The organism is Rhodoblastus acidophilus (assembly GCF_900187365.1).
GTDB classification, from domain to species: domain Bacteria; phylum Pseudomonadota; class Alphaproteobacteria; order Rhizobiales; family Beijerinckiaceae; genus Rhodoblastus; species Rhodoblastus acidophilus.
In genome coordinates this window covers 41,334-59,922 of sequence record NZ_FYDG01000006.1, presented here as the reverse complement: position 1 = coordinate 59,922, position 18,589 = coordinate 41,334, and the positions used below count along the sequence as shown (strand labels likewise).

Sequence of the window (18,589 nt, the reverse complement as noted above, 5' to 3'; positions counted from 1 at the left end):
CGGATGTTGGCGCAAATCTGGCGCAAATGGGCGTTGTTTGGCCGCCTCCTCGCCGCCTGCCGCTTCTCCCTCCTGTCCGCGCTGGCCGGCCTCGCCCTGCTCGGCGGCGTGGTGCAGGCGCAAAACCTGTTCGCCGATCTCGCCTTTTCCGATTCCCTCGCCCAGATCGGCCATTGGCTGCTGTTCCTGCTGGCGGTGTTTTTCGTCTGGGCCTTTCCCGTTCATTATGGCGCGCGCCGCGTGCTGGAGGAGCCGGACTGGCTGGTTTCCGTTCACACCCGCCGCAGCCTGCCGCCCAAGGCGCGCGCCGCGCTGGAAGACGAATTGCGCCAGGAGCTGGCGGGAGCGATCCGCTGGACCCCGCGCATCCTCGGCCTCCTGCCCTTCTTCGCCGTCGCCGTGGGGCTGGCCTTCTGCGACGCGTCTATGGAGGCGGCGCGCGACCTCGACGAAGTGAAGCGCGCCCACGACCAGATCCTTCTCATTGCGGTCGGCGATGCGATCGCCGCCGTTCTGTTCGCGCTCTTCGTCATCTGGCGCCGCGACCTGCTGCGCTGGCTCGGCCATCGCGCCAACCTGCGCGCGGACGGCGGCGCGGCGCGGCTTCACGCCGGCCTGGCCCTGTTCGCGCGCCTCTCGCTGATCGGCACCGGGCTGGTGTTCGTGGCGGCCTATCTGCGGCCCCACGAACTGGCCGCGCTGTTCGACCGCGCGCTGTTGATTCCCTTTCTGCTCGGCTCGCTGGTGCTGACCTTCAGCCTGCTGGCGCGGCTCGGCCACCGCAGCGGCTGGCCGGCGCTGGCGTCGCTGGTCGCGCTCTGCGTTGTGGTCACCGGCGCGAACAGGCATTTGAACGACATTCGCCTGCTGCCCGCCCCGTCGGCGGAGCAGCGCGCCGGCCGCCAGGTGGAACTGGCCGCGGCGGTGGAGAAATGGCGCCGCGCCAACGCCTGCGCGGACGACCTCGCCAAATGCCCGGCCGCGCTGATCCTCGCCGCCGAGGGCGGCGCCAGCCGCGCCGCCTTCATGGCTGCGACGCTGGCGGGCGAGATCATCGACCGCACCGGTCCCGGCGGCGCGCCCGGCCGCAAGATTTTCGCGCTCTCGGGCGTGTCCGGCGGCGCCTTCGGCGCGGCGGCGATCCGCGCCGCCCTGGCCGACGCGGAGGAGCGCGGCGCCAGCGCCCCGCCCTGCGTGCGCGGCGACCGTACATGGTTCGGGATGGAGTCCCGCGACGCGCCGGATTATCGGCTGTCCTGGCGGTCGTGCCTGCAATTGCTGGTGTCGGGCGACTATCTGTCGAGCGGCTTCATCGGCCTCGGCTTCCGCGACATTCTCGCGCCGGCGAATCCGTTCGGCGCGGGATCGCTGATCCTCGACCGGGCCGCCCTGCTGGAGCAAAGCTGGGAGCGGCACTACAATTATATCGCCGACATCACCCGGGCGCCGCATCCGTGCGGCGCGCGCGCCGGCAAGGGGCTGTGCCGGCCGTTCGGCTACGCCGGCGCCAAAGACGGCTGGCTGCCGCTGCTGCTGCTGAACGGCACGTCGGTTACGACCGGACGCCGCATCATCGCCTCGGATCTGGTCTCGACCTACGCCAGCCCGGACGGCAAGCCTGGCCGCATCGCCCTGTCGTCGCAGGCGTACGACGTGTTCGAGATGATGTCGCGGTCCTGCCAGGACAATGGCGGCGCCTGCGCGGCGCCCGGCCAGGGGGCCGCCGACGCGCCGGCCCTGCGCGACGCGCCCGACCTGCGGCTGTCGACGGCGGCCCTGCTCAGCGCGCGCTTTCCGATCATTTCGCCGGCCGGCGTGATCCGCAACGACGCCGACCCGTCCTATGGCGATCGCGTGGTCGATGGCGGCTATTTCGAGAACTCCGGCCTCAGCACGGCGCTCGATCTCGCCGAGGCGCTGCATGGCCTCGGCCTCAAGCCGGCGCTGGTCTGGGTGCAGAACGACCCCAACATCGACCGCGCCGCCAAGAAGACGCCGCCCCGCCCCGCCGCCACCCCGCAGATCGCGCCGCTGGACCAAAGCCTCGGCGTCGAGGTTGCCGGCCCGCTGTCCGCGCCGGTGGGAACGCTCATCGCCACGCGGCAAGGCCATGGCGAGGAGGCTGCGGATCTGGCGGTGCGCGCGCTGGCGCGCATCAACGGGACGGAAACGCTGGGCTTTTTCAAAATCCTGATGAACGAGACGCCGACCATCGGCCCCGCCGCGCCGGGCGACGCCTTATTCGCCGCCCAATGCGCCAGCCTCGCGCGCAAAAAGCCCGCGATGAGCAAGGTGTCGATGAGCTGGTGGCTGTCGGCCTCGGTTCAGGCAGAACTCGACGCGCAATTCTGCGACGCCGCCAACCGCCGCTCGATCAACGATATCGTCGCGCTGACGACGCGGCCGTAATCGGCCGTCGTCTCACCCCCAGAACGGATCGGCCTGCTTAAAAGTCTTCCAGGCCTTGGCCAGATGCTTGTCGGCCTCGATCGCCTCGCGCGCATACCATCCCAGCACCACGCCGGCCGCCCGCGCCGCCTGCGCCTCGTTGGTCTGGCTGAGGAAGTGTTCGGCGGTGGCGACATCGTTATGGGCGCCGAGCAGCGCCTGAAGCTGCGCCGTGGCGCGGATGAAGTCCGACGCCGCCTCGGCGTCAAAGGCGCCGGCGAAGAATTCGGCGGCGTAGCGCAGGTTTTTCAGCGCGATGCGGCATTGATGGCGCTGTTCGTCCGGCAGGCTCGTCAGCTTGCGGCCCCGCTTGAGCGCGCGATTGTGCAGCCGCTCCAGCGCCTCAGCCGCGAACAGGCCGACTTTTTCAGTCAGGCCGCCGAGATTTTCGGCGGTGAGCGCGTTGCGCCAGCCGCGCCGGGCGACGAACGCGCCGAGGTCGAGCGCGAACAAGGTCGGCTCGACGCTTTCGAGCAGGGCGCGCGCTTGTGCATAGGCCTCGCCCCGACGCTGGTCCAGCGCCTGCATCAGCGGGGCGAAATCGCCGGCCCGCGCATGGGGCAAGGGGCCGGTTTCGACCAGCTCGCGCAACGCGTCGCAGTCGCGCGCCGGGCCAAACGCGCTCGCCAGATCCTTGGCGCGCGTGCGGAACGCCTCCAGCTCGGCGCAGGGAATGGCGCGTTTGAACATGCCCAACGCCGCCCTCAGCCGGCGCAGCGCGACGCGCATCTGATGGATGGCTTCGGGGTCGTCGCTTTCGCGCAAGCTCGCCCAATTGGCGAGGAAATGATCGCGGGTCGAGAGAATGACCTGGGCGATGGCGGCGTCGAGATTGAGGTCGCCGGGCAGCGCGGCGATCTTGGCCTTGACCGGCGTCGGAGACGTTTGCAGCGCCAAATGGCTGGCGCGCTCGGCCTTGCTGACCGCGTCGAGCCGCAACGGCAGCTCTTGCACCAGCCGCGCGGCGAAACCATAAAAATCCGCCTCGGCGCCGCTTTTGAGTTCAAGCTCGAGTTCGCGCAAGGGAAGACTGGCCGCGCCCGCGACAATCTCGCCGGCGTCGAACGCCGCCTCGATCACCGCCGACCCCGCCGTGATCAGTCGGATCGTCCGCTGCACGCGCGTCTCGTATTTCGGCTCCAGCGGCTTGGCGCCGACGAGCGCGCGCAGGGTTTCGCCAGTTTCGCCGTCGAACAGGGACAGGTCCGGCTCAAGCGCGCGCACCGCGTGCTCGATTTCGCCGCGCGAGAACAGGCTCTCCGCCTCAGGCCGCCATTTCAGCGTCATCAACGGCAGGCTGCGGCCGGAGCGCCGCACACGCAACGCGATCTTACGGCGCAGCAGATCCCAGTCCGGCGTATCGAAATAGATCGACACCAGCTTTTTGGCCGGGCTCTTCTGCCCGTCGCGACGCAACAGCGGCGAGTCCAACGCGGCGGCGAACGCCGCCGCGTCGAGGGTGAATTTCAGTTCGATTTCGCGCGGATCCGCGGGCGCGGGTTCGACTGGCGCATCGGCGGAGTCGCCTGCGGTCGTGTCAGGAAGAGTATCGGTCACGCTTTCGACTGTCGAAAAAAGGAGCTTGCACACATCTTAGCCGAACTTGGGCGCAAAACGCAGCATTTTTATCCCTTGGGAAAATCGAGCACGCCGGCGACGCCGCCGCGGGTGCCGAAAGCGAGGCGCGCCCCCTTGGCGTCGAACGCCAATGCCGAAATCGCGTCGGCCTCCCCGGCCGGCGTGCGCCGGGCCAGGATTTCCGCCGCATCGACCATACGCACCAGCAGCACCCAGCCGTCGTCATAGCCGATGGCCACGACCAGGGCGCCGGGATGAAAGGCGACGGCCGTCACCAGCGCGTCCGACCGCACGCCGCATTCGCGCGGCGCCTTGCCCATCGGGCCGTCCTTGCCAGCGAAGGGCCAGACGATGCAGCCTTCCGCGCCGGAGGTCGCCAGCCAGTTTCCGTCATGCGACCAGGCGAAGCTGCGCGTCTTGGCGGGATAGCCGGTCATGCGCATGTCGTTCTTGTCGGCGAGGCGCCAGCCGTGCAGGGCGTTTTCCTGCATGGAGGTGACGACGAAACGGGCGTCGGGCGCGACGGTGACGTCGAGATGCGAGCCCTTCCAGTTCAGCGAGTCCGGCTCGCCCTGGACATTGGGAAACCACAGCGACGCGCCGCCGTAATGCGCGACGGCGAGGCGATAGCCCTTGGGGAAGAAGCCGAGCCCGCGCACCGAGGACGGGGCCGTAAATGTCTTCACTTCGCCTTTGGCGTCGCGGGCGCGAACGGTTTTGCCCGACGACCAGGCCACGGCGCCGTCGCGCGCGGCGAGCGCGTCGATCCAACCTTTTTCCTGCGCCAGCGCCTCGATCTTGCCGGTCGCGTCGAGGGCGAACGCCTTGCCGTCGTCGCCGCCGGTATAGACCTTGCGGCCGTCGCTGGCGGCGGTCAGAATGGCGCCGTCCTCGTGGACCTTCAGCCGCGTTTCCGCGCCGATTTCCGCCAGGATCGCCTCGCCATTGGCCAAGGCGAGAACCGGCAGGCGGCCGAGGAAAAAGGCGCCGACCACTTCGGCTTGCGCCTCGATGAGAGTGACGTGTTCGGTGAGGGAGGTCGTCATGAATCGTTCCGCGGACGGGGTCGTCTGAGACCATTTGAAACGGCCGTCCGGATTTGGCAAGGGCGAGTCCGAAATCCGCGGCGCCGTTGGCTTGACCGAGAGCCGTTTCGTCCTTGTAATCTGTCAACTCCCGCCCGCGTTGCGCAGCTTGCGCCAAAACCATCCGGAGGCCGAAATGACCCAAGCCGCTCGACCGAATCCGACCCCGCCGGCGCGGCTGAGCGGCCTGGAGCGCCTCGCTTATGGCTTCACGGCCTGGGCGGAAAAATGGTTTCCCGACGCCTTCGTCTTCGTCGTGCTGACGCTGCTGGCGGTGGTCGCCGCCGATCTCGCCATGGGAGCCGCCCCGCTCGCCATCGCCAATGAATTCGGCGCCGGCTTCTGGTCGTTGATCCCCTTCACCATGCAGATGGCCATGGTGGTGATCGCCGGCTATGTCGTCGCGGCCTCCCCGCCCTGCGCCCGGCTGATCGGCCGCCTCGCCCTCGTTCCCCGAAATGGCGCGCAGGCCGTGGCCTGGGTGGCCTTCATCTCGATGGCGTCGTCCTTTTTCAACTGGGCGCTAAGCCTTGTGCTGGGCGGGCTGCTGACGCGCGCGCTGGCGCGCCGGGCCGATTTGAACCTCGACTATCGCGCCGCCGGCGCCGCCGCCTATCTCGGCCTCGGCGCCACCTGGGCGCTGGGCCTCTCCTCCTCGTCGGCCATGCTGCAGGCCAACGCCGCCTCCATGCCCAAAGCCATCGCCGACATTACCGGCGTCATCCCGCTCAGCCAGACGATCTTCCTGCCGCAATCCATGCTGATGGCGGCGATCCTGCTCGTCTGCGCCGTGCTGATCTCCTATTTCTCCGCGCCGCGCGGCGACAGGGTCCGAACCGCCGCCGACCTCGGCTGCGACATCTCGGCGGATGTGCAAATGGCCGAGACCCAGACCCGGCCGGGCGACTGGTTCGAATTCAGCCCGGTCCTGCCCATCCTGATCGCGCTGCTGGCGGCCGGCTTCATCTTCAGCGAATTTTCCAGCAAGGGGCCGCTCAACGCCATTTCCAACCTCAACACCTACAATTTCATTTTTCTGATGATCGGCCTGCTGCTGCACCGGACCATCCGCAGTTTCCTGCGCGCGGTGACGAAAGCCGTGCCGGCCTGCGCCGGCGTTCTGATCCAGTTTCCCTTCTACGGCGCCATCGCCGGCCTGCTGACCCATGTGAACGGGGCGAGCGGCCATTCCATCTCGCACTACATCTCCAACCTGTTCGTCTCCATCGCCACAGCAGACACATTCCCGATCGTGATCGGCGTCTATTCGGCCTTCCTCGGCTTTCTCGTGCCTTCGGGCGGCGGCAAATGGATCATCGAGGCGCCTTATGTGATGCAGGCGGCCAAGGATCTTCACGCGCATATGGGCTGGGCGGTCGAGGTCTATAACGCCGCCGAGGCTCTGCCCAACCTGATCAATCCGTTCTGGATGCTGCCGCTGCTCGGGGTGCTCGGCTTGAAAGCCAAGGACATCGTCGGCTTCTGCTTCACGCAGCTGCTGTTCAGCGCCCCGCTGGTGATGCTGCTGTTGTGGGGACTGGCGAGGACGCTCTGAAAACCAGGCTCAGATTGTTCGCCGGCATTTCAAAAATCTCAGGCGGCCCAAACCCGTTCGCCGCCGCCGCCGCGACCACCGACTCGAGATCGCGCACGCCGAATTCCGGGTTTTTCGCGCGCAACCATTCGTCGAAGGCGACATTGCTCGGCGCGGTATGGGCGCCGCCGCGCTTGTAGGCGCCATAGAGAAACAGCGGCGCCCCGACGGAGAGGATTTTTCGCGCGCCGGCGAACAGGCCGAGGGTCGCCCGCCACGGCGAGATATGGACCATATTGATGCAGAGCGCCGCGTCGGCGCGCGCGATCGGCCAATCCGGCGCGGCGGCATCCAGCGCCAGCGGTGCCGCCACATTGGCGAGACGCTCCGCAGCGGTCCAGGCCGCGATGCTGGCGCGGGCCGCCGCATCGGGATCGGAGGGCTGGAAGCTCACACCCGGCAGGTTGCGGGCGAAATGGACGACATGCTCGCCCGTGCCGCTGGCGATTTCCAGCACGCGCCCCTCGCGCGGCAACACGTAGCGCAGCAAGACGAGAAGAGCGTCGCGGTTGCGCGCGACGGCGGGCGCGGTCTGACGTGGGTCCATGCCGCCGATTATGGCCGAAGCCTGTCGAAAGACAAAGACCCCGCCGCTATGCCGCGGCGATCTCGTCCGGCTCCGGCTCATAGGGCTGCGCGGGCGCGAGCAGCCGGATCTCGGTCATGGCGCTCCTGATCCGTGCGGCGGCGCGAATGGCGTGCTCGGTCTTGAGGTCGGACAGGGCGATTTCGGCCAAGGCGAATGACAGATCGATCAAGACCGCCTCGGCGGCGTTTGATGAGTTGGCCGGCATTTTGCGCCCCTCGCAGCGAATCAGTAACGATATTTATGAATCAATAGTTAACAAATCCGCGAGTCCCGGCCAAACATTTTACAACTTAAAGTTGCTGCAATTTCGCCCAACGCAAGCCACAAGCAAGGTATGGCGCCGCGCGCTAGCGCAGCGAAATGACCAGTCCGCTGAGGTCGAGATTGGCGATCAGCCCGATTTGCCGGCCCTGCAGCTCCAAAACGGCGCCTTTTTCGTTGGTCAGCGCGATCACGCGGGCGCCCATGCCCAAAGCGGCGCCCGCCCCACCCGCGCCATAAACGCCGGCGACGTCCGAGGGGCGGTTGATGCGGCTGACCCGACCGTGAAACTCGGTCTTGGAGACGCCGAACACCAGCCCCGCGTCGATGCCGCCGACCGAGAGCGGGTAGCGCTTGCCGTGATAAACCAGCACGCCCGAGCCGCCGTTGGCGCCGAGGAACCAGCCGCCCTTGACCACCGTGAGACGAATGGAGCCGCTGTCGGCGAAAGCGGTGGAGGCAGCGCCGACGCCGACCGCAACGATCAGCGCACCCAAAACACGACGCCAGACATTCATGACAAAACTCCCTCATCAAAGCGTCGCGAGTATAGGCCTCGCAAAAACCGATGGAAAGCTTATCGTTAACCAAAGCGCCCGGCGGGCGCGCCCCCGGTCAAAGCGCGCGCGCGCACGCCTGGGCCTGATCGTCGAACGCCTCGATCATCTGGCGCGCGCGCGCCAGATTGTCGGGCGACAGCGCCGCCTCGGTCGGCCCCCAATAGATTTTCTCGCGCGCCAGCAGCAGCGTTTCGGGAAAACGCCGCCGCACCATGTCGAAATCGTGCAGCACGGCGACGATGGTGCGGCCTTCGCCGCGCCAGCGCGCCATCAGGGCCAGAAGATCGCCGACGGTGCGCTCGTCGATGCCGGAAAACGGCTCGTCGAGCAGGATGACGGGCGCGTCTTGCAACATAAGCCGCGCGAACAGCAGGCGTTGCGTCTGCCCGCCGGACAGCGCGCCGATCTGGCGGCGCTCAAAGCCGGTGAGTCCGACCGCGGCCAGCGCCTCATGCGCCTTGCGCGCGCCCGCCGCGCACACGCCCCCGAACGGCCCGATGTCGCGCCACAGGCCCATCGCGGCCATGTCGAACACGTTGATGGGAAAGCTCAGGTCGATCTGCGCCGCCTGCGGCAGATAAGCGATGGTTTCGCGCGCCCGCGCGCCGCCGAAATCGACGGCGCCGCCCATCGGCTTGACGATCCCGACAATGGATTTGATCAGCGTCGATTTGCCGGCGCCGTTGGGGCCGCAAATCGCCAGCAGAGCGCCGGGCGCGATGGCGCCGTCGAGATGATGAACGGCGGGATGGCGGTCGTAGCCGAGCGTGAGATCGCGCAGCCGGATGGTCGGCGGCGTCAGGACAGCGCCCAAAGCACCCCTCCCCACAACAGCGCCACGACAATCAGCGCCAGGCCGATGCGGCGCGCGGCGGACAGGCGCAAAAGCGAGAAGCCCGCCTCGCGCCGCGGCGCGGGCGCATGCGTGTGACCGTGACGATGCAAGCGTGTGTCCGAGGCCATGCCGCCGCCTTCTTCCTGCTCATCCCCCGGCAGGCGGGAGAAGAAAGGGAGACGCGATGTCTCCCTAGGTTCCCGGCTGCATCGGATGATACTGGAACATCCAGGTCTCCGACAGGGCGCGGTCGCCGAGTTTCAGGAAGGCGCGCAACTCCACGGGATCGTTGCCTTCGATATTGGCGAGGTCGAACTGCACCCGCCAATGGCCCGGCACGTCATCGGGCACGGCCTCCATCAGCCGGTACGCGCCGAACGTGCCGCGCGAGGCCGAGACGTCCAGCTCCGGCATCACGCCCTTGGGCAGATCGGCCAGCGGGCCGCCCAAAAACTCGATCAGGAACTTGCGCACGCCCGGCGGGCGCGGCTGGCCCGGCTGCCCGCCCCGACCCAGGCGGGTGGCGACCACACGCGCGAGATTGGCGGGAAAGAACGGCTCGTCGGCCTGCCAGTGCAGCCGATAGGAGAAATGGAATTCCGAACCGGCCACGGCGGGCGCGTCGGGCACCCACATGGCCACGATATTGTCGTGAATCTCGTCGTCGGTCGTCAACTCCACCAGATGGATGGCGCCCTTGCCCCACTCGCCCTTCGGCTCGACCCACAGGCTGGGGCGCTTCTCGTAATTCACGCCGTCGATATAGTGGTCGAACACGCGGTCGCGTTGCAGCAGGCCGAACCCCTTGGGGTTGATGTCGGAAAAAGCCGAGGCCATGATATGCGGCGGATCGTTGAGCGGGCGCCAGAGCCGGCCGCCCCAGCCGGTCCACATCGCCAGACCGTCGGAATCATGCACTTCCGGGCGCCAGTCGATCATGGTCGGCTTGGCGGTCTCCGAGAACCAGTACATCGAGGTGAGCGGCGCCACGCCGAACCGCGCGACATTGCCGCGCAGGTAGAAGGCCTGGTCGATGTCCATCACCACGCCCTCGCCGCGCGCCATCACGAACTTGACGGCGCCGACGATTTTCGGACCTTCCAGCAGCGCGAAGATGGTGACGGAATCGCCCTCCTGCGGCCCGATGTAGATTTTGGTGAAATCCGGGAATTCCTCGTTGCGATCCGCCACCGCCGTGTCCAGCGCGACCCCTCGCGCCGAAAGGCCGTATTGGTGCAGCGAGCCGATGGCGCGGAAATAGGAGGCGCCGAGGAACGCGACCCAATCATTCCCATGCCAGTCGTATTTCGTCCCGTCCTTCGGCTCCTGGAAGCGGAAACCGGCGAAACCCACGCCCTTCGGCAGGGCCTTGGCCGGCGAATCCGCGGGCATGTCGAAATAGGACTGGTCGTAGATGATCTCGCGCGCCTTGCCGTTCTCGACGACATGGATCGCCACCGCCTTCTTGAAGAAGCGGCCGAGGTGGAAAAAGGTCACCGGGAACCGGTTCGGCCCGGTGGCGTTGAGCGCGAAATCGTTGTTGAAGCGAATCTTGCCCCAGGCGTCATAGTCGATCTTGTCGAGGATGTCGGGCGCGGGCGCGCCTGGGCCGACATAGGACTCGCCCGACATTTTCTTGGCCTGCGCCTGCAGCGCCTCGAAGGTGAACGGTTTCTCGGGTCCGAGCTTCAGGCCCGGCGTGGCGGCGAGCGCGGCGCCGCCGCCCGCGCCGGCGAGTCCGGCGGCTGCGGAGAGGGCGAAGCTCTTGCAGAAAGCCCTGCGATCAAAGGTTGATGTCATGGAAAGGCCTGGGGGGTCAGTGGCGGAAAGGCTCGTGCGCGACAGCCTTGCGCATGAAGTAATAGAGACCGACGAAGCCGATCGCGATGAAAACCAGCTCCATCGCCCGGCCGATGGTCGATCCCAGCTGGAACAGGCCGCTGAGGGCCCAGCCCGCCGCCCAGGAGGCGCCGACCAGTTCGGTGCCGACGAGGATCGCCAGCGCGATCAAGGTTCCGGCGTTGGTCCAGATGATCTTCTTCTCGGCCATATCGTTATTCGCGAAATCGCGCTCCTCTTCTCCGGTCTAGACCATGACACGGCCCGGCGCAATCGCGGCGAGAACTTGTGATGACGCATGATTTCGGGCAAAAGGTCACCGCCCGCCGTTTCACTCTTGGAGCTTGCACCCCCAATGGCATTTTCTCCCGCCCTCGCGGCCTTGCGCCGCGCCGCTCTCGCCCTTCCCCTTTGCGCCGGCGCGCTGGCCCTCGCTTCGTACCCCGCCGCCGCCAAGGTGCTGGCCACCGTCAATGGCGCGGAGATCACTGACGCGGACGTCGAGGCGGCGAGCGCCGACGTCGGCAACGCCCTGCCCAAGCAGATGGACGAGTCGGCCCGCCAGAAGGCCCTGCTCGACTATCTCATCGACATCACGCTGGTGAACCAGAAGGCCACGGCCGACAAGCTCGACCAGAGCCAGGATTTCGCCAAGAAACTCGCCTATTTCCGCCAGAAGCTGCTCATGGAGACCTATCTCGGCAAGGTCACCAAGGAAGGCGTCACGCCCGCCGCCGAAAAGCAGGTCTATGACGAGGCCGCCAAGGCGCAGAAGCCGGAAGACGAGATTCACGCGCTGCATATTCTCGTCCCCACCGAGGACGAGGCCAAGAAGGTCGAGGAGCGCCTGAAGAAAGGCGAGGATTTCGGCAAGCTGGCCGACGAACTCTCCAAGGACCCGGGGTCCAAGGGCGGCGATCTCGGCTGGTTCACCAAGGACCGCATGGTGCCGGAATTCGCCGACGTCGCGTTCAAGACCGAAGCGGGCAAGGTGTCCGACCCGGTCAAGACGCAGTTCGGCTGGCATGTGATCAAGGTGCTGGAAAAGCGCCAGAAGGCCTTCCCGCCCTTCGATCAGGTCAAGGACCAGGTCGAGCATTTCGTGCAGCAGAAGGTGCAGAGCGAAGCCATCATGAAGCTGCGCGACGCCGCCAAGATCACCCGCGCGGACGAGCCCGCCAAGAAATAAGGCAGAGCTTCAAAGCCCCGCTTCTGCGGGGCTTTTTCTTGCCATTTCAGTCGTGACGGACGGCGGCGCGCCCGCTTTCCGCCAGGATTGCGCCTTGACGGCGACGCTTCGGCGACGCAAACGAAGACGGCTTCCAAAAAGCACGAGGACTTATCCGATGGCCGCGCCCGCCCCGCTCTCCCCCCTTGCGCCCAAATTCTACGCCGAACTGCCGCCGATCGACGGCGTGCGCCTCGCCGCCGGCGCAGCGGGCATTCGCTACCAGGGCCGCACCGACGTGGTTCTCGCCGTGTTCGACAAGCCGGCCGCCGTGGCCGGCGTCTTCACCACCTCCCGGTGCCCGTCCGCGCCGGTGGACTGGTGCCGCGACAATCTCGAAGGCGGCACGGCCCGCGCGCTGGTGGTCAATTCCGGCAACGCCAACGCCTTCACCGGCAAGGTCGGCCGCGAGGCGACCGAACTGACGGCGAAACTGGCGGCAAAGGCCGTCGGCGCCGACGAAAGCGAGATTTTCCTCGCCTCGACCGGCGTGATCGGCGAACCGCTCGACGCCCGGAAATTTGAAGGCGTGCTTGAGCGCCTCGCCGCCGACGCCCGCGCCGACGCCTGGATCGACGCCGCCCGCGCCATCATGACGACCGACACGTTCCCGAAAGTCGCCACGGCTAAAGCCATGATCGACGGCGTCGAGGTCACGATCAACGGCATCGCCAAAGGCGCCGGCATGATCGCGCCGGATATGGCGACCATGCTGGCCTATGTCTTCACCGACGCCGCCATTTCCTCCGAAGCGCTGCAAAAACTGCTGTCCAGGGGCGTGAAGGATTCGTTCAATTCGCTGACGGTGGACAGCGACACCTCCACCTCCGACACGCTGATGCTGTTCGCCACCGGCGCGGCGGAAGCGCGCGGCCAGAGGAAGGTCAAGAAGGCCCGCGACGAGGATCTCGAGGATTTCGCCGAAAAACTCGACGCCCTGCTGGTCGATCTGGCGCAGCAGGTGGCGCGCGACGGCGAGGGCGCCCGGCATTTCATTGAAGTGCAGGTGACCGGCGCCGACAGCGACAAGGCGGCGAAGCGCATCGCCTTCTCCATCGCCAATTCCCCGCTGGTGAAGACGGCGGTGGCCGGCGAGGACGCCAATTGGGGCCGCGTGGTCATGGCCGTCGGCAAGGCCGGCGAAAAGGCCGACCGCGACCGCCTGTCGATCTGGTTCAACGGCATCCGCGTGGCGCATAACGGGTTGCGCGACCCCGATTATGACGAGGCGGCGGTGACGACCGAAATGAAAAAGGACACGATCGTGATCCGCGCCGACCTCGACATCGGCGATGGCGCGGCGACCGTCTGGACCTGCGACCTGACCAAGGAATATGTCGCCATCAACGGCGATTACCGGTCATAAATCCTGGGCGTCTCCGGACGCCCTCTCTCGATCATCGAAACGGAAACGGCGCGTCCTCGACGACGCTCGCCGCAAGGAGCCGACATGAAGCTGCTGCTCGTCGTCGCGGCTGCGCTGGTGGACGCCGACAATCGCGTGCTGATCGCGCAGAGGCCGGAAGGCAAGTCGCTCGCCGGCCTGTGGGAATTTCCCGGCGGGAAGATCGACGCCGGCGAACGCCCCGAACAAGCCTTGATCCGCGAGTTGCAAGAAGAACTGGGGATCTCCGTAAAGGCGGCCTGTCTCGCCCCTTTGACCTTCGCCAGTCATGGTTATCCGGATTTTCATCTTTTGATGCCATTGTATGTGTGCCGTCGGTGGGAAGGACATATTGCCGCACGCGAAGGTCAAACGCTGAAATGGGTTGCGGCGACCAAGCTGCGGGACTATTCGATGCCGCCAGCGGATGAGCCATTGATTCCCGCCTTGGTTGAATTGCTGGCTTGACCGCGTAAAAAGTAGCGCGCTTCGGCGGAAGCGTCGCCCAAACATGTTGCACTGCAATATATTGTGATGGAACGATTTCACGTCGTGCTTGCTGAAAGTTGTGCGCTTTTTGTGATAAGATGACAAAAGTCATTTTATCACCTGATAAATGTCATTTGCAGGCGAACTGCCCTTGAACTAATTGCTGCAGTGCACCATAATAATAATAATCGAGGAAACGTTCGCCGAGGGGGGTGAGCTTCAACAGCGGCTGTACCGCCGCGCAGAGGAATAGGAAGACCACATGGAACAGGCGATGATCCATGGCGGCGTAGTTCGCAGACTGTGGCCGGCCGACCTGCCGGCGTTCCGGGACCACCTTCTCCGTCTGGACGCGCAAAGCCGTTACGACCGCTACGCAATGGCGGTCAACGACGATTTTCTCACCCGCTACGCGGAGCGCTGCTTCGGCATCGACGACGTGATCTATGGCTATTACGTGGATGGCGTGCTGCGCGGCGCGGGCGAACTGCGCTCGGTCGGCAACAACATCATCGGCGGCTCCGTCGAGGCGGCGTTTTCCGTTGAGAAGGAATGGCGCCGGCGCGGGGTGGGCACCGAACTGATGTCGCGCATCGTGCGGGCGGCGCGCAACCGCCGCGCCGACGCCCTCTACATGACCTGCCTCGCCAGCAATGTGGCGATGCAAGCGCTGGCGCGGAAATTCTCCGCCGACCTGCATTTCGAGACCGACGACAGCACCGGCAAGTTGGTGGCTCGCGCCCCCGACGCCGCCACGGTGTGGGGCGAATTCGCCGACAACGCCACCAGCTTCGCCACGGCCATGCTGGATCTGCAAACTCGGGTTTTCTCGCTGCAGCAGCGCCGGGTCGCCTGAGGCGCCCGCACCATCGAACGATAAAAGAGCGCGTCCTTCGGGGCGCGCTTTTTTGCGCGTCGCCAGGCTCCCGCAATGGCGGCGAGGGCGCCCTGCCCTGCGATTGACGCGCGAAAGCGTCCGTCGGGCAAGCTCAAGCCGGTCGAAACCGACGCCGCCTGACCGGCCAAACAAAAGGGCGCGTCCCCCGCGGGGACGCGCCCTTGTTGTAAACGGGGGCGGCGGATTACGCCTGACGCGCCACCATCAGATTCTTGATTTCCGCGATGGCCTTGGCGGGGTTCAGACCCTTGGGGCAGGCGCGGGCGCAGTTCATGATGGTGTGGCAGCGGTAGAGCCGGAACGGATCTTCCAGATCGTCGAGGCGCTCGCCAGTGCCTTCGTCGCGCGAATCGATCAGCCAGCGATAGGCCTGCAGCAGAGCGGACGGACCGAGATAGCGGTCGCCGTTCCACCAGTAGGACGGACACGACGTCGAGCAGCAGGCGCAAAGGATGCACTCGTAGAGGCCGTCGAGCTTGGCGCGATCGACCGGCGATTGCAGCCATTCCTTTTCCGGCGCCGGCGTCTCCGTCTTGAGCCAGGGCTCGATCGAGGCGTGCTGGGCGTAGAAATGGGTCAGATCCGGCACCAGATCCTTCACCACCGGCATGTGCGGCAGCGGGAAGATTTTCACCGGCGCGTTCACGTCGTCGATGGCCTTGGTGCAGGCCAGGGTGTTCTGACCGTCGATGTTCATGGCGCAGGAGCCGCAAATGCCTTCGCGGCAGGAGCGGCGCAGCGTCAAGGTCGGATCGATCTTGTTCTTGATGTAGAGCAGCGCGTCGAGCACCATCGGGCCGCAATCCTCGCGATCGACAAAAAAGGTGTCGATCTGGGGGTTGCGCCCGTCGTCCGGATTCCAGCGATAGATGCGGAATTCGGTGAGCTTCGTCGCATGGGCCGGCTTGGGCCAGATCTTGCCGGGTCCATAGACCGAGTTTTTAGGTAGGGCGAGTTCGACCATTTTAAATCCTCGATCAGTACACGCGAGCCTTGGGCTCGATATACGAAACCTCGTCGGTCATGGTGTAGCTGTGGACCGGGCGATAATCGATCGACACCTTCTTGGCGTCATCGTCAATGGTCGCCAGCGTGTGCTTCATCCAGTTGGCGTCGTCGCGTTGCGCGAAATCCTCGCGGGCGTGGGCGCCGCGCGATTCCTTGCGGTTTTCCGCGCCAACCATGGTGACCACCGCCTGAACGATGAGATTGTCGAACTCCAGCGTCTCGATCAGATCGGAGTTCCAAATCAGCGAGCGGTCGGTGACCTTGATGTCGTCGCGGCCCGACCAGACGTCGTGGATCAGCCGGCATCCCTCCTGCAGCACTTCGCCGGTGCGGTACACCGCGCAATTGTTCTGCATCACCTTCTGCATCCGCAGGCGCAGGTCGGCCGTCGGCGTGGCGCCATTGGCGTGGCGGTAGCGGTCGAGGCGCGACAGCGCCAGTTCCGCCGAATTGGCCGGCAGTTCCGGCTGCTTGGCGCCGGGCTTGACGATCTCGGCGGCCTGCAGGCCGGCGGCGCGGCCGAACACCACCAGGTCGATCAGCGAGTTGGAGCCGAGACGATTGGCGCCATGGACCGACACGCAGGCCGCTTCGCCGAGCGCCATCAGGCCGGGCACCACCACGTCGGGATTGTCGCCCTTCTTGGTCAGCACTTCGCCGTGATAGTTGGTCTGGATGCCGCCCATATTGTAGTGGACGGTCGGCAGCACCGGGATCGGCTCGCGGGTCACGTCGACGCCGGCGAAAATCTTGGCGCTTTCCGAAATGCCGGGCAGACGCTCGTGCAGGATCGCCGGGTCGAGGTGGTCGAGATGCAGATAGATATGGTCCGCATTCTTGCCGACGCCGCGTCCCTCGCGGATTTCCATGGTCATGGCGCGCGAGACCATGTCGCGCGGCGCCAGATCCTTCACCGACGGCGCGTAACGCTCCATGAAGCGCTCGCCCTTGGCGTTGGTGAGATAGCCGCCTTCGCCGCGCGCGCCCTCGGTGATCAGGCAGCCTGCGCCATAAATGCCGGTCGGGTGGAATTGCACGAATTCCAGATCCTGAATCGGCAGGCCGGCGCGGAGAATCATGCCGCCGCCGTCGCCAGTGCAGGTATGGGCCGAAGTGGCGGAGAAATAGGCGCGGCCGTAGCCGCCGGTGGCCAGAATGACCAGTTGCGAGCGGAACCGGTGGATGGTGCCGTCGTCCAGCTTCAGGCAGACCACGCCGCGGCACTTGCCTTCCGCGTCCATGATCAGGTCGATGGCGAAATATTCGATGAAGAACTCGGTCGAATTCTTCAGCGCCTGACCGTAAAGCGTGTGAAGCATCGCATGGCCGGTGCGGTCGGCGGCGGCGCAGGTGCGCTGGGCCGGCGGGCCCTTGCCGAAGTCGGTGGTCATGCCGCCGAACGGGCGCTGGTAGATTTTTCCCTCGGCCGTGCGGGAGAAGGGCACGCCCCAATGCTCCAGCTCGTAAACGGCGTCAGGGGCGTTGCGGCAGAGATATTCGATCGCGTCCTGGTCTCCGAGCCAGTCGGAGCCCTTGACGGTGTCGTACATGTGCCATTTCCAATTGTCCGGCCCCATGTTCGCCAGCGAGGCGGCGACGCCGCCCTGCGCCGCGACCGTGTGGGACCGGGTCGGAAACACCTTGGAAATGCAGGCGGTGCGCAGACCGGCCTGCGAGCAGCCGACAGTGGCGCGCAAGCCCGCGCCGCCGGCGCCGACCACCACCACGTCGAACGTGTGGTCGACGATCGGATAGGCCTTGCCGCCAAGGGCCGGGTTCGCCGGCGCGTCAGAAGAAGCCATGGTTCATGCCCTTGAAATCTGGAACGACAGCGCGAGAGATCTCGCGCATTACTGAATGAAACTGAGGCGCATCACCGAATAGGTGCAGACCAGCCCCACGCCGATGGCGAAGCAGAGATTCGCCATCAGCGCCAATTCGCGCATGTGCTGGTGGCGGATGTAATCCACGATCACCGAGCGCAGGCCGACCGCCATGTGCCAGATGCTGGCGAGCACGAACAGAACCATGATCATGGCGGGGATCGGCGCGCCGAGCAGCGCGCGCGCCTCGGCGAGATCGGACTTGGCGAGCATGGCCACGATCGCCACGAAGCCCACCGTCAACGGCAGCAGGGCGAACGAGGTCAGACGAATCTCCCAGAGATCCCGGGTGCCGGCTCTGGCCGTCCCGAGATGTTTGACGCGGGCGCGAGGGGTCTGGAGAATGGAATCGTGTTTGGGCATATACGCCTCCTCAGAGCATGGCGGCGCCGGCCCAGACCAGCGCGGTGAGGACGACGGCCCCGATCAGCGAGCTCCAGGCCAACAGATTGCGGCTGACCGGATCGAACCCGCGCGCGGCCTCCCAGACCGCGTGGCGCAGACCGCCGCACACATGCAGCATCAGCGCGAACGTGTAGCCGAACAGGATGACCTGGCCGAGGGCCGAGCCGAAGAAGCGGGAGACTTGCGCGAAAGCGACGCCGCCGCCGGCCGCCGTCACCAGATAGACGGTGAGCAGCAGGGTGCCGGCGTAGAGGGCCACGCCGGTCACGCGATGAAGGATCGACATCGCCATGGTGGCAGACCAGCGGTAGATCTGGACGTGCGGCGAAAGAGGACGGCGCTGCTCGATCGGCAGCGGGCTGGAATTGGCCTCGGCCATGAGATGCCTTTCTGTTGGTCCGCTGGCGCGTCTGCGACGATTGAGCGCGGCGCCGCCTTCAGGTTGACGGTCTCGATAATGGAAAGCCGCCGTCGGCGCAATGCGGCCGGCGTCAACCCTTAGAAT

Annotated in this window: 19 protein-coding genes; 6 read left to right on the top strand and 13 right to left on the bottom strand. The window is 66.1% G+C overall.

Annotated features, from left to right (window positions below):
* Positions 1-3 precede the first annotated feature (3 nt).
* Entirely contained in the window at positions 4-2,409 is a 2,406-nt protein-coding gene (locus CFB24_RS13205; protein ID WP_088521096.1) for a hypothetical protein, read from the top strand.
* A gap of 12 nt (positions 2,410-2,421) precedes the next feature.
* Here the strand turns inward: CFB24_RS13205 and CFB24_RS13200 are convergent, their stop codons facing one another.
* Positions 2,422-4,005 carry a CYTH and CHAD domain-containing protein gene (locus CFB24_RS13200; RefSeq protein WP_158255299.1) on the bottom strand — a complete coding sequence of 528 codons (1,584 nt, stop codon included), beginning with the start codon at positions 4,003-4,005 and terminating at the stop codon, positions 2,422-2,424.
* Positions 4,006-4,073: 68 nt separating this feature from the next.
* Positions 4,074-5,072: a WD40 repeat domain-containing protein gene (locus CFB24_RS13195; protein WP_088521094.1), complete on the bottom strand. Its 999-nt coding sequence runs from the start codon at positions 5,070-5,072 to the stop codon at positions 4,074-4,076.
* 175 nt (positions 5,073-5,247) lie between these two features.
* Here CFB24_RS13195 and CFB24_RS13190 point away from each other — a divergent pair, with 175 nt between their 5' ends.
* The gene (locus tag CFB24_RS13190; RefSeq protein WP_088521230.1) at positions 5,248-6,666 is read left to right on the top strand and encodes a short-chain fatty acid transporter; all 1,419 of its coding nucleotides are present in this window, start codon (positions 5,248-5,250) and stop codon (positions 6,664-6,666) included.
* Here CFB24_RS13190 and CFB24_RS13185 read toward each other — a convergent pair.
* The 7 genes from CFB24_RS13185 to CFB24_RS13160 form a co-directional block, all read right to left on the bottom strand.
* Positions 6,614-7,252 carry a DUF938 domain-containing protein gene (locus tag CFB24_RS13185; RefSeq protein WP_088521093.1) on the bottom strand — a complete coding sequence of 213 codons (639 nt, stop codon included), beginning with the start codon at positions 7,250-7,252 and terminating at the stop codon, positions 6,614-6,616. The genes CFB24_RS13190 and CFB24_RS13185 overlap by 53 nt on opposite strands.
* A gap of 46 nt (positions 7,253-7,298) precedes the next feature.
* Positions 7,299-7,463, bottom strand: coding sequence for a hypothetical protein (locus tag CFB24_RS23085; RefSeq protein WP_158255298.1), 165 nt, complete (start codon positions 7,461-7,463; stop codon positions 7,299-7,301).
* Between the two features lie 178 nt (positions 7,464-7,641).
* Positions 7,642-8,073, bottom strand: coding sequence for a hypothetical protein (locus tag CFB24_RS13175; RefSeq protein WP_088521091.1), 432 nt, complete (start codon positions 8,071-8,073; stop codon positions 7,642-7,644).
* A gap of 97 nt (positions 8,074-8,170) precedes the next feature.
* Positions 8,171-8,929: a metal ABC transporter ATP-binding protein gene (locus CFB24_RS13170; protein WP_088521090.1), complete on the bottom strand. Its 759-nt coding sequence runs from the start codon at positions 8,927-8,929 to the stop codon at positions 8,171-8,173.
* Positions 8,914-9,078 carry a hypothetical protein gene (locus CFB24_RS23080; protein WP_158255297.1) on the bottom strand — a complete coding sequence of 55 codons (165 nt, stop codon included), beginning with the start codon at positions 9,076-9,078 and terminating at the stop codon, positions 8,914-8,916. The genes CFB24_RS13170 and CFB24_RS23080 overlap by 16 nt, the downstream gene beginning before the upstream one ends.
* A 64-nt stretch (positions 9,079-9,142) precedes the next feature.
* Positions 9,143-10,750 carry an OpgD/OpgG family glucan biosynthesis protein gene (locus CFB24_RS13165; protein ID WP_088521089.1) on the bottom strand — a complete coding sequence of 536 codons (1,608 nt, stop codon included), beginning with the start codon at positions 10,748-10,750 and terminating at the stop codon, positions 9,143-9,145.
* Positions 10,751-10,766: 16 nt separating this feature from the next.
* Positions 10,767-11,000 (bottom strand): hypothetical protein, encoded by a 234-nt coding sequence (locus CFB24_RS13160; RefSeq protein ID WP_088521088.1) that lies wholly within the window; start codon positions 10,998-11,000, stop codon positions 10,767-10,769.
* A 144-nt stretch (positions 11,001-11,144) separates the two neighbouring features.
* Between CFB24_RS13160 and CFB24_RS13155 the strand changes: the two genes are divergently transcribed.
* The 4 genes from CFB24_RS13155 (at position 11,145) to CFB24_RS13140 (ending at position 14,746) form a co-directional block, all read left to right on the top strand.
* Positions 11,145-11,978: a peptidylprolyl isomerase gene (locus CFB24_RS13155; RefSeq protein WP_088521087.1), complete on the top strand. Its 834-nt coding sequence runs from the start codon at positions 11,145-11,147 to the stop codon at positions 11,976-11,978.
* Between the two features lie 157 nt (positions 11,979-12,135).
* On the top strand, positions 12,136-13,383 hold the full coding sequence (gene argJ, locus CFB24_RS13150; RefSeq protein ID WP_088521086.1) for a bifunctional glutamate N-acetyltransferase/amino-acid acetyltransferase ArgJ: 1,248 nt from the start codon (positions 12,136-12,138) through the stop codon (positions 13,381-13,383).
* An 84-nt stretch (positions 13,384-13,467) separates the two neighbouring features.
* Positions 13,468-13,869: an 8-oxo-dGTP diphosphatase MutT gene (mutT, locus tag CFB24_RS13145; protein WP_088521085.1), complete on the top strand. Its 402-nt coding sequence runs from the start codon at positions 13,468-13,470 to the stop codon at positions 13,867-13,869.
* Positions 13,870-14,152: 283 nt separating this feature from the next.
* Entirely contained in the window at positions 14,153-14,746 is a 594-nt protein-coding gene (locus CFB24_RS13140) for a GNAT family N-acetyltransferase (RefSeq protein WP_088521084.1), read from the top strand.
* Positions 14,747-14,972: 226 nt separating this feature from the next.
* Here CFB24_RS13140 and CFB24_RS13135 read toward each other — a convergent pair whose 3' ends face one another.
* Genes CFB24_RS13135 through sdhC form a run of 4 tightly spaced genes read right to left on the bottom strand, consistent with a single transcriptional unit; the run spans position 14,973 to position 18,463 of the window.
* Complete coding sequence (locus CFB24_RS13135; protein WP_088521083.1) at positions 14,973-15,752, bottom strand: succinate dehydrogenase iron-sulfur subunit; 780 nt, start codon at positions 15,750-15,752, stop codon at positions 14,973-14,975.
* Between the two features lie 13 nt (positions 15,753-15,765).
* Complete coding sequence (sdhA, locus tag CFB24_RS13130) at positions 15,766-17,598, bottom strand: succinate dehydrogenase flavoprotein subunit (protein ID WP_088521082.1); 1,833 nt, start codon at positions 17,596-17,598, stop codon at positions 15,766-15,768.
* A 48-nt stretch (positions 17,599-17,646) separates the two neighbouring features.
* Positions 17,647-18,042: a succinate dehydrogenase, hydrophobic membrane anchor protein gene (gene sdhD / locus CFB24_RS13125; protein ID WP_088521081.1), complete on the bottom strand. Its 396-nt coding sequence runs from the start codon at positions 18,040-18,042 to the stop codon at positions 17,647-17,649.
* A 10-nt stretch (positions 18,043-18,052) separates the two neighbouring features.
* Positions 18,053-18,463 carry a succinate dehydrogenase, cytochrome b556 subunit gene (gene sdhC / locus CFB24_RS13120; protein ID WP_088521080.1) on the bottom strand — a complete coding sequence of 137 codons (411 nt, stop codon included), beginning with the start codon at positions 18,461-18,463 and terminating at the stop codon, positions 18,053-18,055.
* Positions 18,464-18,589 lie beyond the last annotated feature (126 nt).

Coding starts and splice junctions, on each gene's coding strand:
- CFB24_RS13205 (WP_088521096.1), top strand. CDS start 4: ATGTTGGCGCAAATCTGGCGCAAATGGGCGTTGTTTGGCCGCCTCCTC.
- CFB24_RS13195 (WP_088521094.1), bottom strand. CDS start 5,072: ATGACGACCTCCCTCACCGAACACGTCACTCTCATCGAGGCGCAAGCC.
- CFB24_RS13190 (WP_088521230.1), top strand. CDS start 5,248: ATGACCCAAGCCGCTCGACCGAATCCGACCCCGCCGGCGCGGCTGAGC.
- CFB24_RS13185 (WP_088521093.1), bottom strand. CDS start 7,252: ATGGACCCACGTCAGACCGCGCCCGCCGTCGCGCGCAACCGCGACGCT.
- CFB24_RS13175 (WP_088521091.1), bottom strand. CDS start 8,073: ATGAATGTCTGGCGTCGTGTTTTGGGTGCGCTGATCGTTGCGGTCGGC.
- CFB24_RS23080 (WP_158255297.1), bottom strand. CDS start 9,078: ATGGCCTCGGACACACGCTTGCATCGTCACGGTCACACGCATGCGCCC.
- CFB24_RS13165 (WP_088521089.1), bottom strand. CDS start 10,750: ATGACATCAACCTTTGATCGCAGGGCTTTCTGCAAGAGCTTCGCCCTC.
- CFB24_RS13160 (WP_088521088.1), bottom strand. CDS start 11,000: ATGGCCGAGAAGAAGATCATCTGGACCAACGCCGGAACCTTGATCGCG.
- CFB24_RS13155 (WP_088521087.1), top strand. CDS start 11,145: ATGGCATTTTCTCCCGCCCTCGCGGCCTTGCGCCGCGCCGCTCTCGCC.
- argJ (WP_088521086.1), top strand. CDS start 12,136: ATGGCCGCGCCCGCCCCGCTCTCCCCCCTTGCGCCCAAATTCTACGCC.
- mutT (WP_088521085.1), top strand. CDS start 13,468: ATGAAGCTGCTGCTCGTCGTCGCGGCTGCGCTGGTGGACGCCGACAAT.
- CFB24_RS13140 (WP_088521084.1), top strand. CDS start 14,153: ATGGAACAGGCGATGATCCATGGCGGCGTAGTTCGCAGACTGTGGCCG.
- CFB24_RS13135 (WP_088521083.1), bottom strand. CDS start 15,752: ATGGTCGAACTCGCCCTACCTAAAAACTCGGTCTATGGACCCGGCAAG.
- sdhA (WP_088521082.1), bottom strand. CDS start 17,598: ATGGCTTCTTCTGACGCGCCGGCGAACCCGGCCCTTGGCGGCAAGGCC.
- sdhD (WP_088521081.1), bottom strand. CDS start 18,042: ATGCCCAAACACGATTCCATTCTCCAGACCCCTCGCGCCCGCGTCAAA.
- sdhC (WP_088521080.1), bottom strand. CDS start 18,463: ATGGCCGAGGCCAATTCCAGCCCGCTGCCGATCGAGCAGCGCCGTCCT.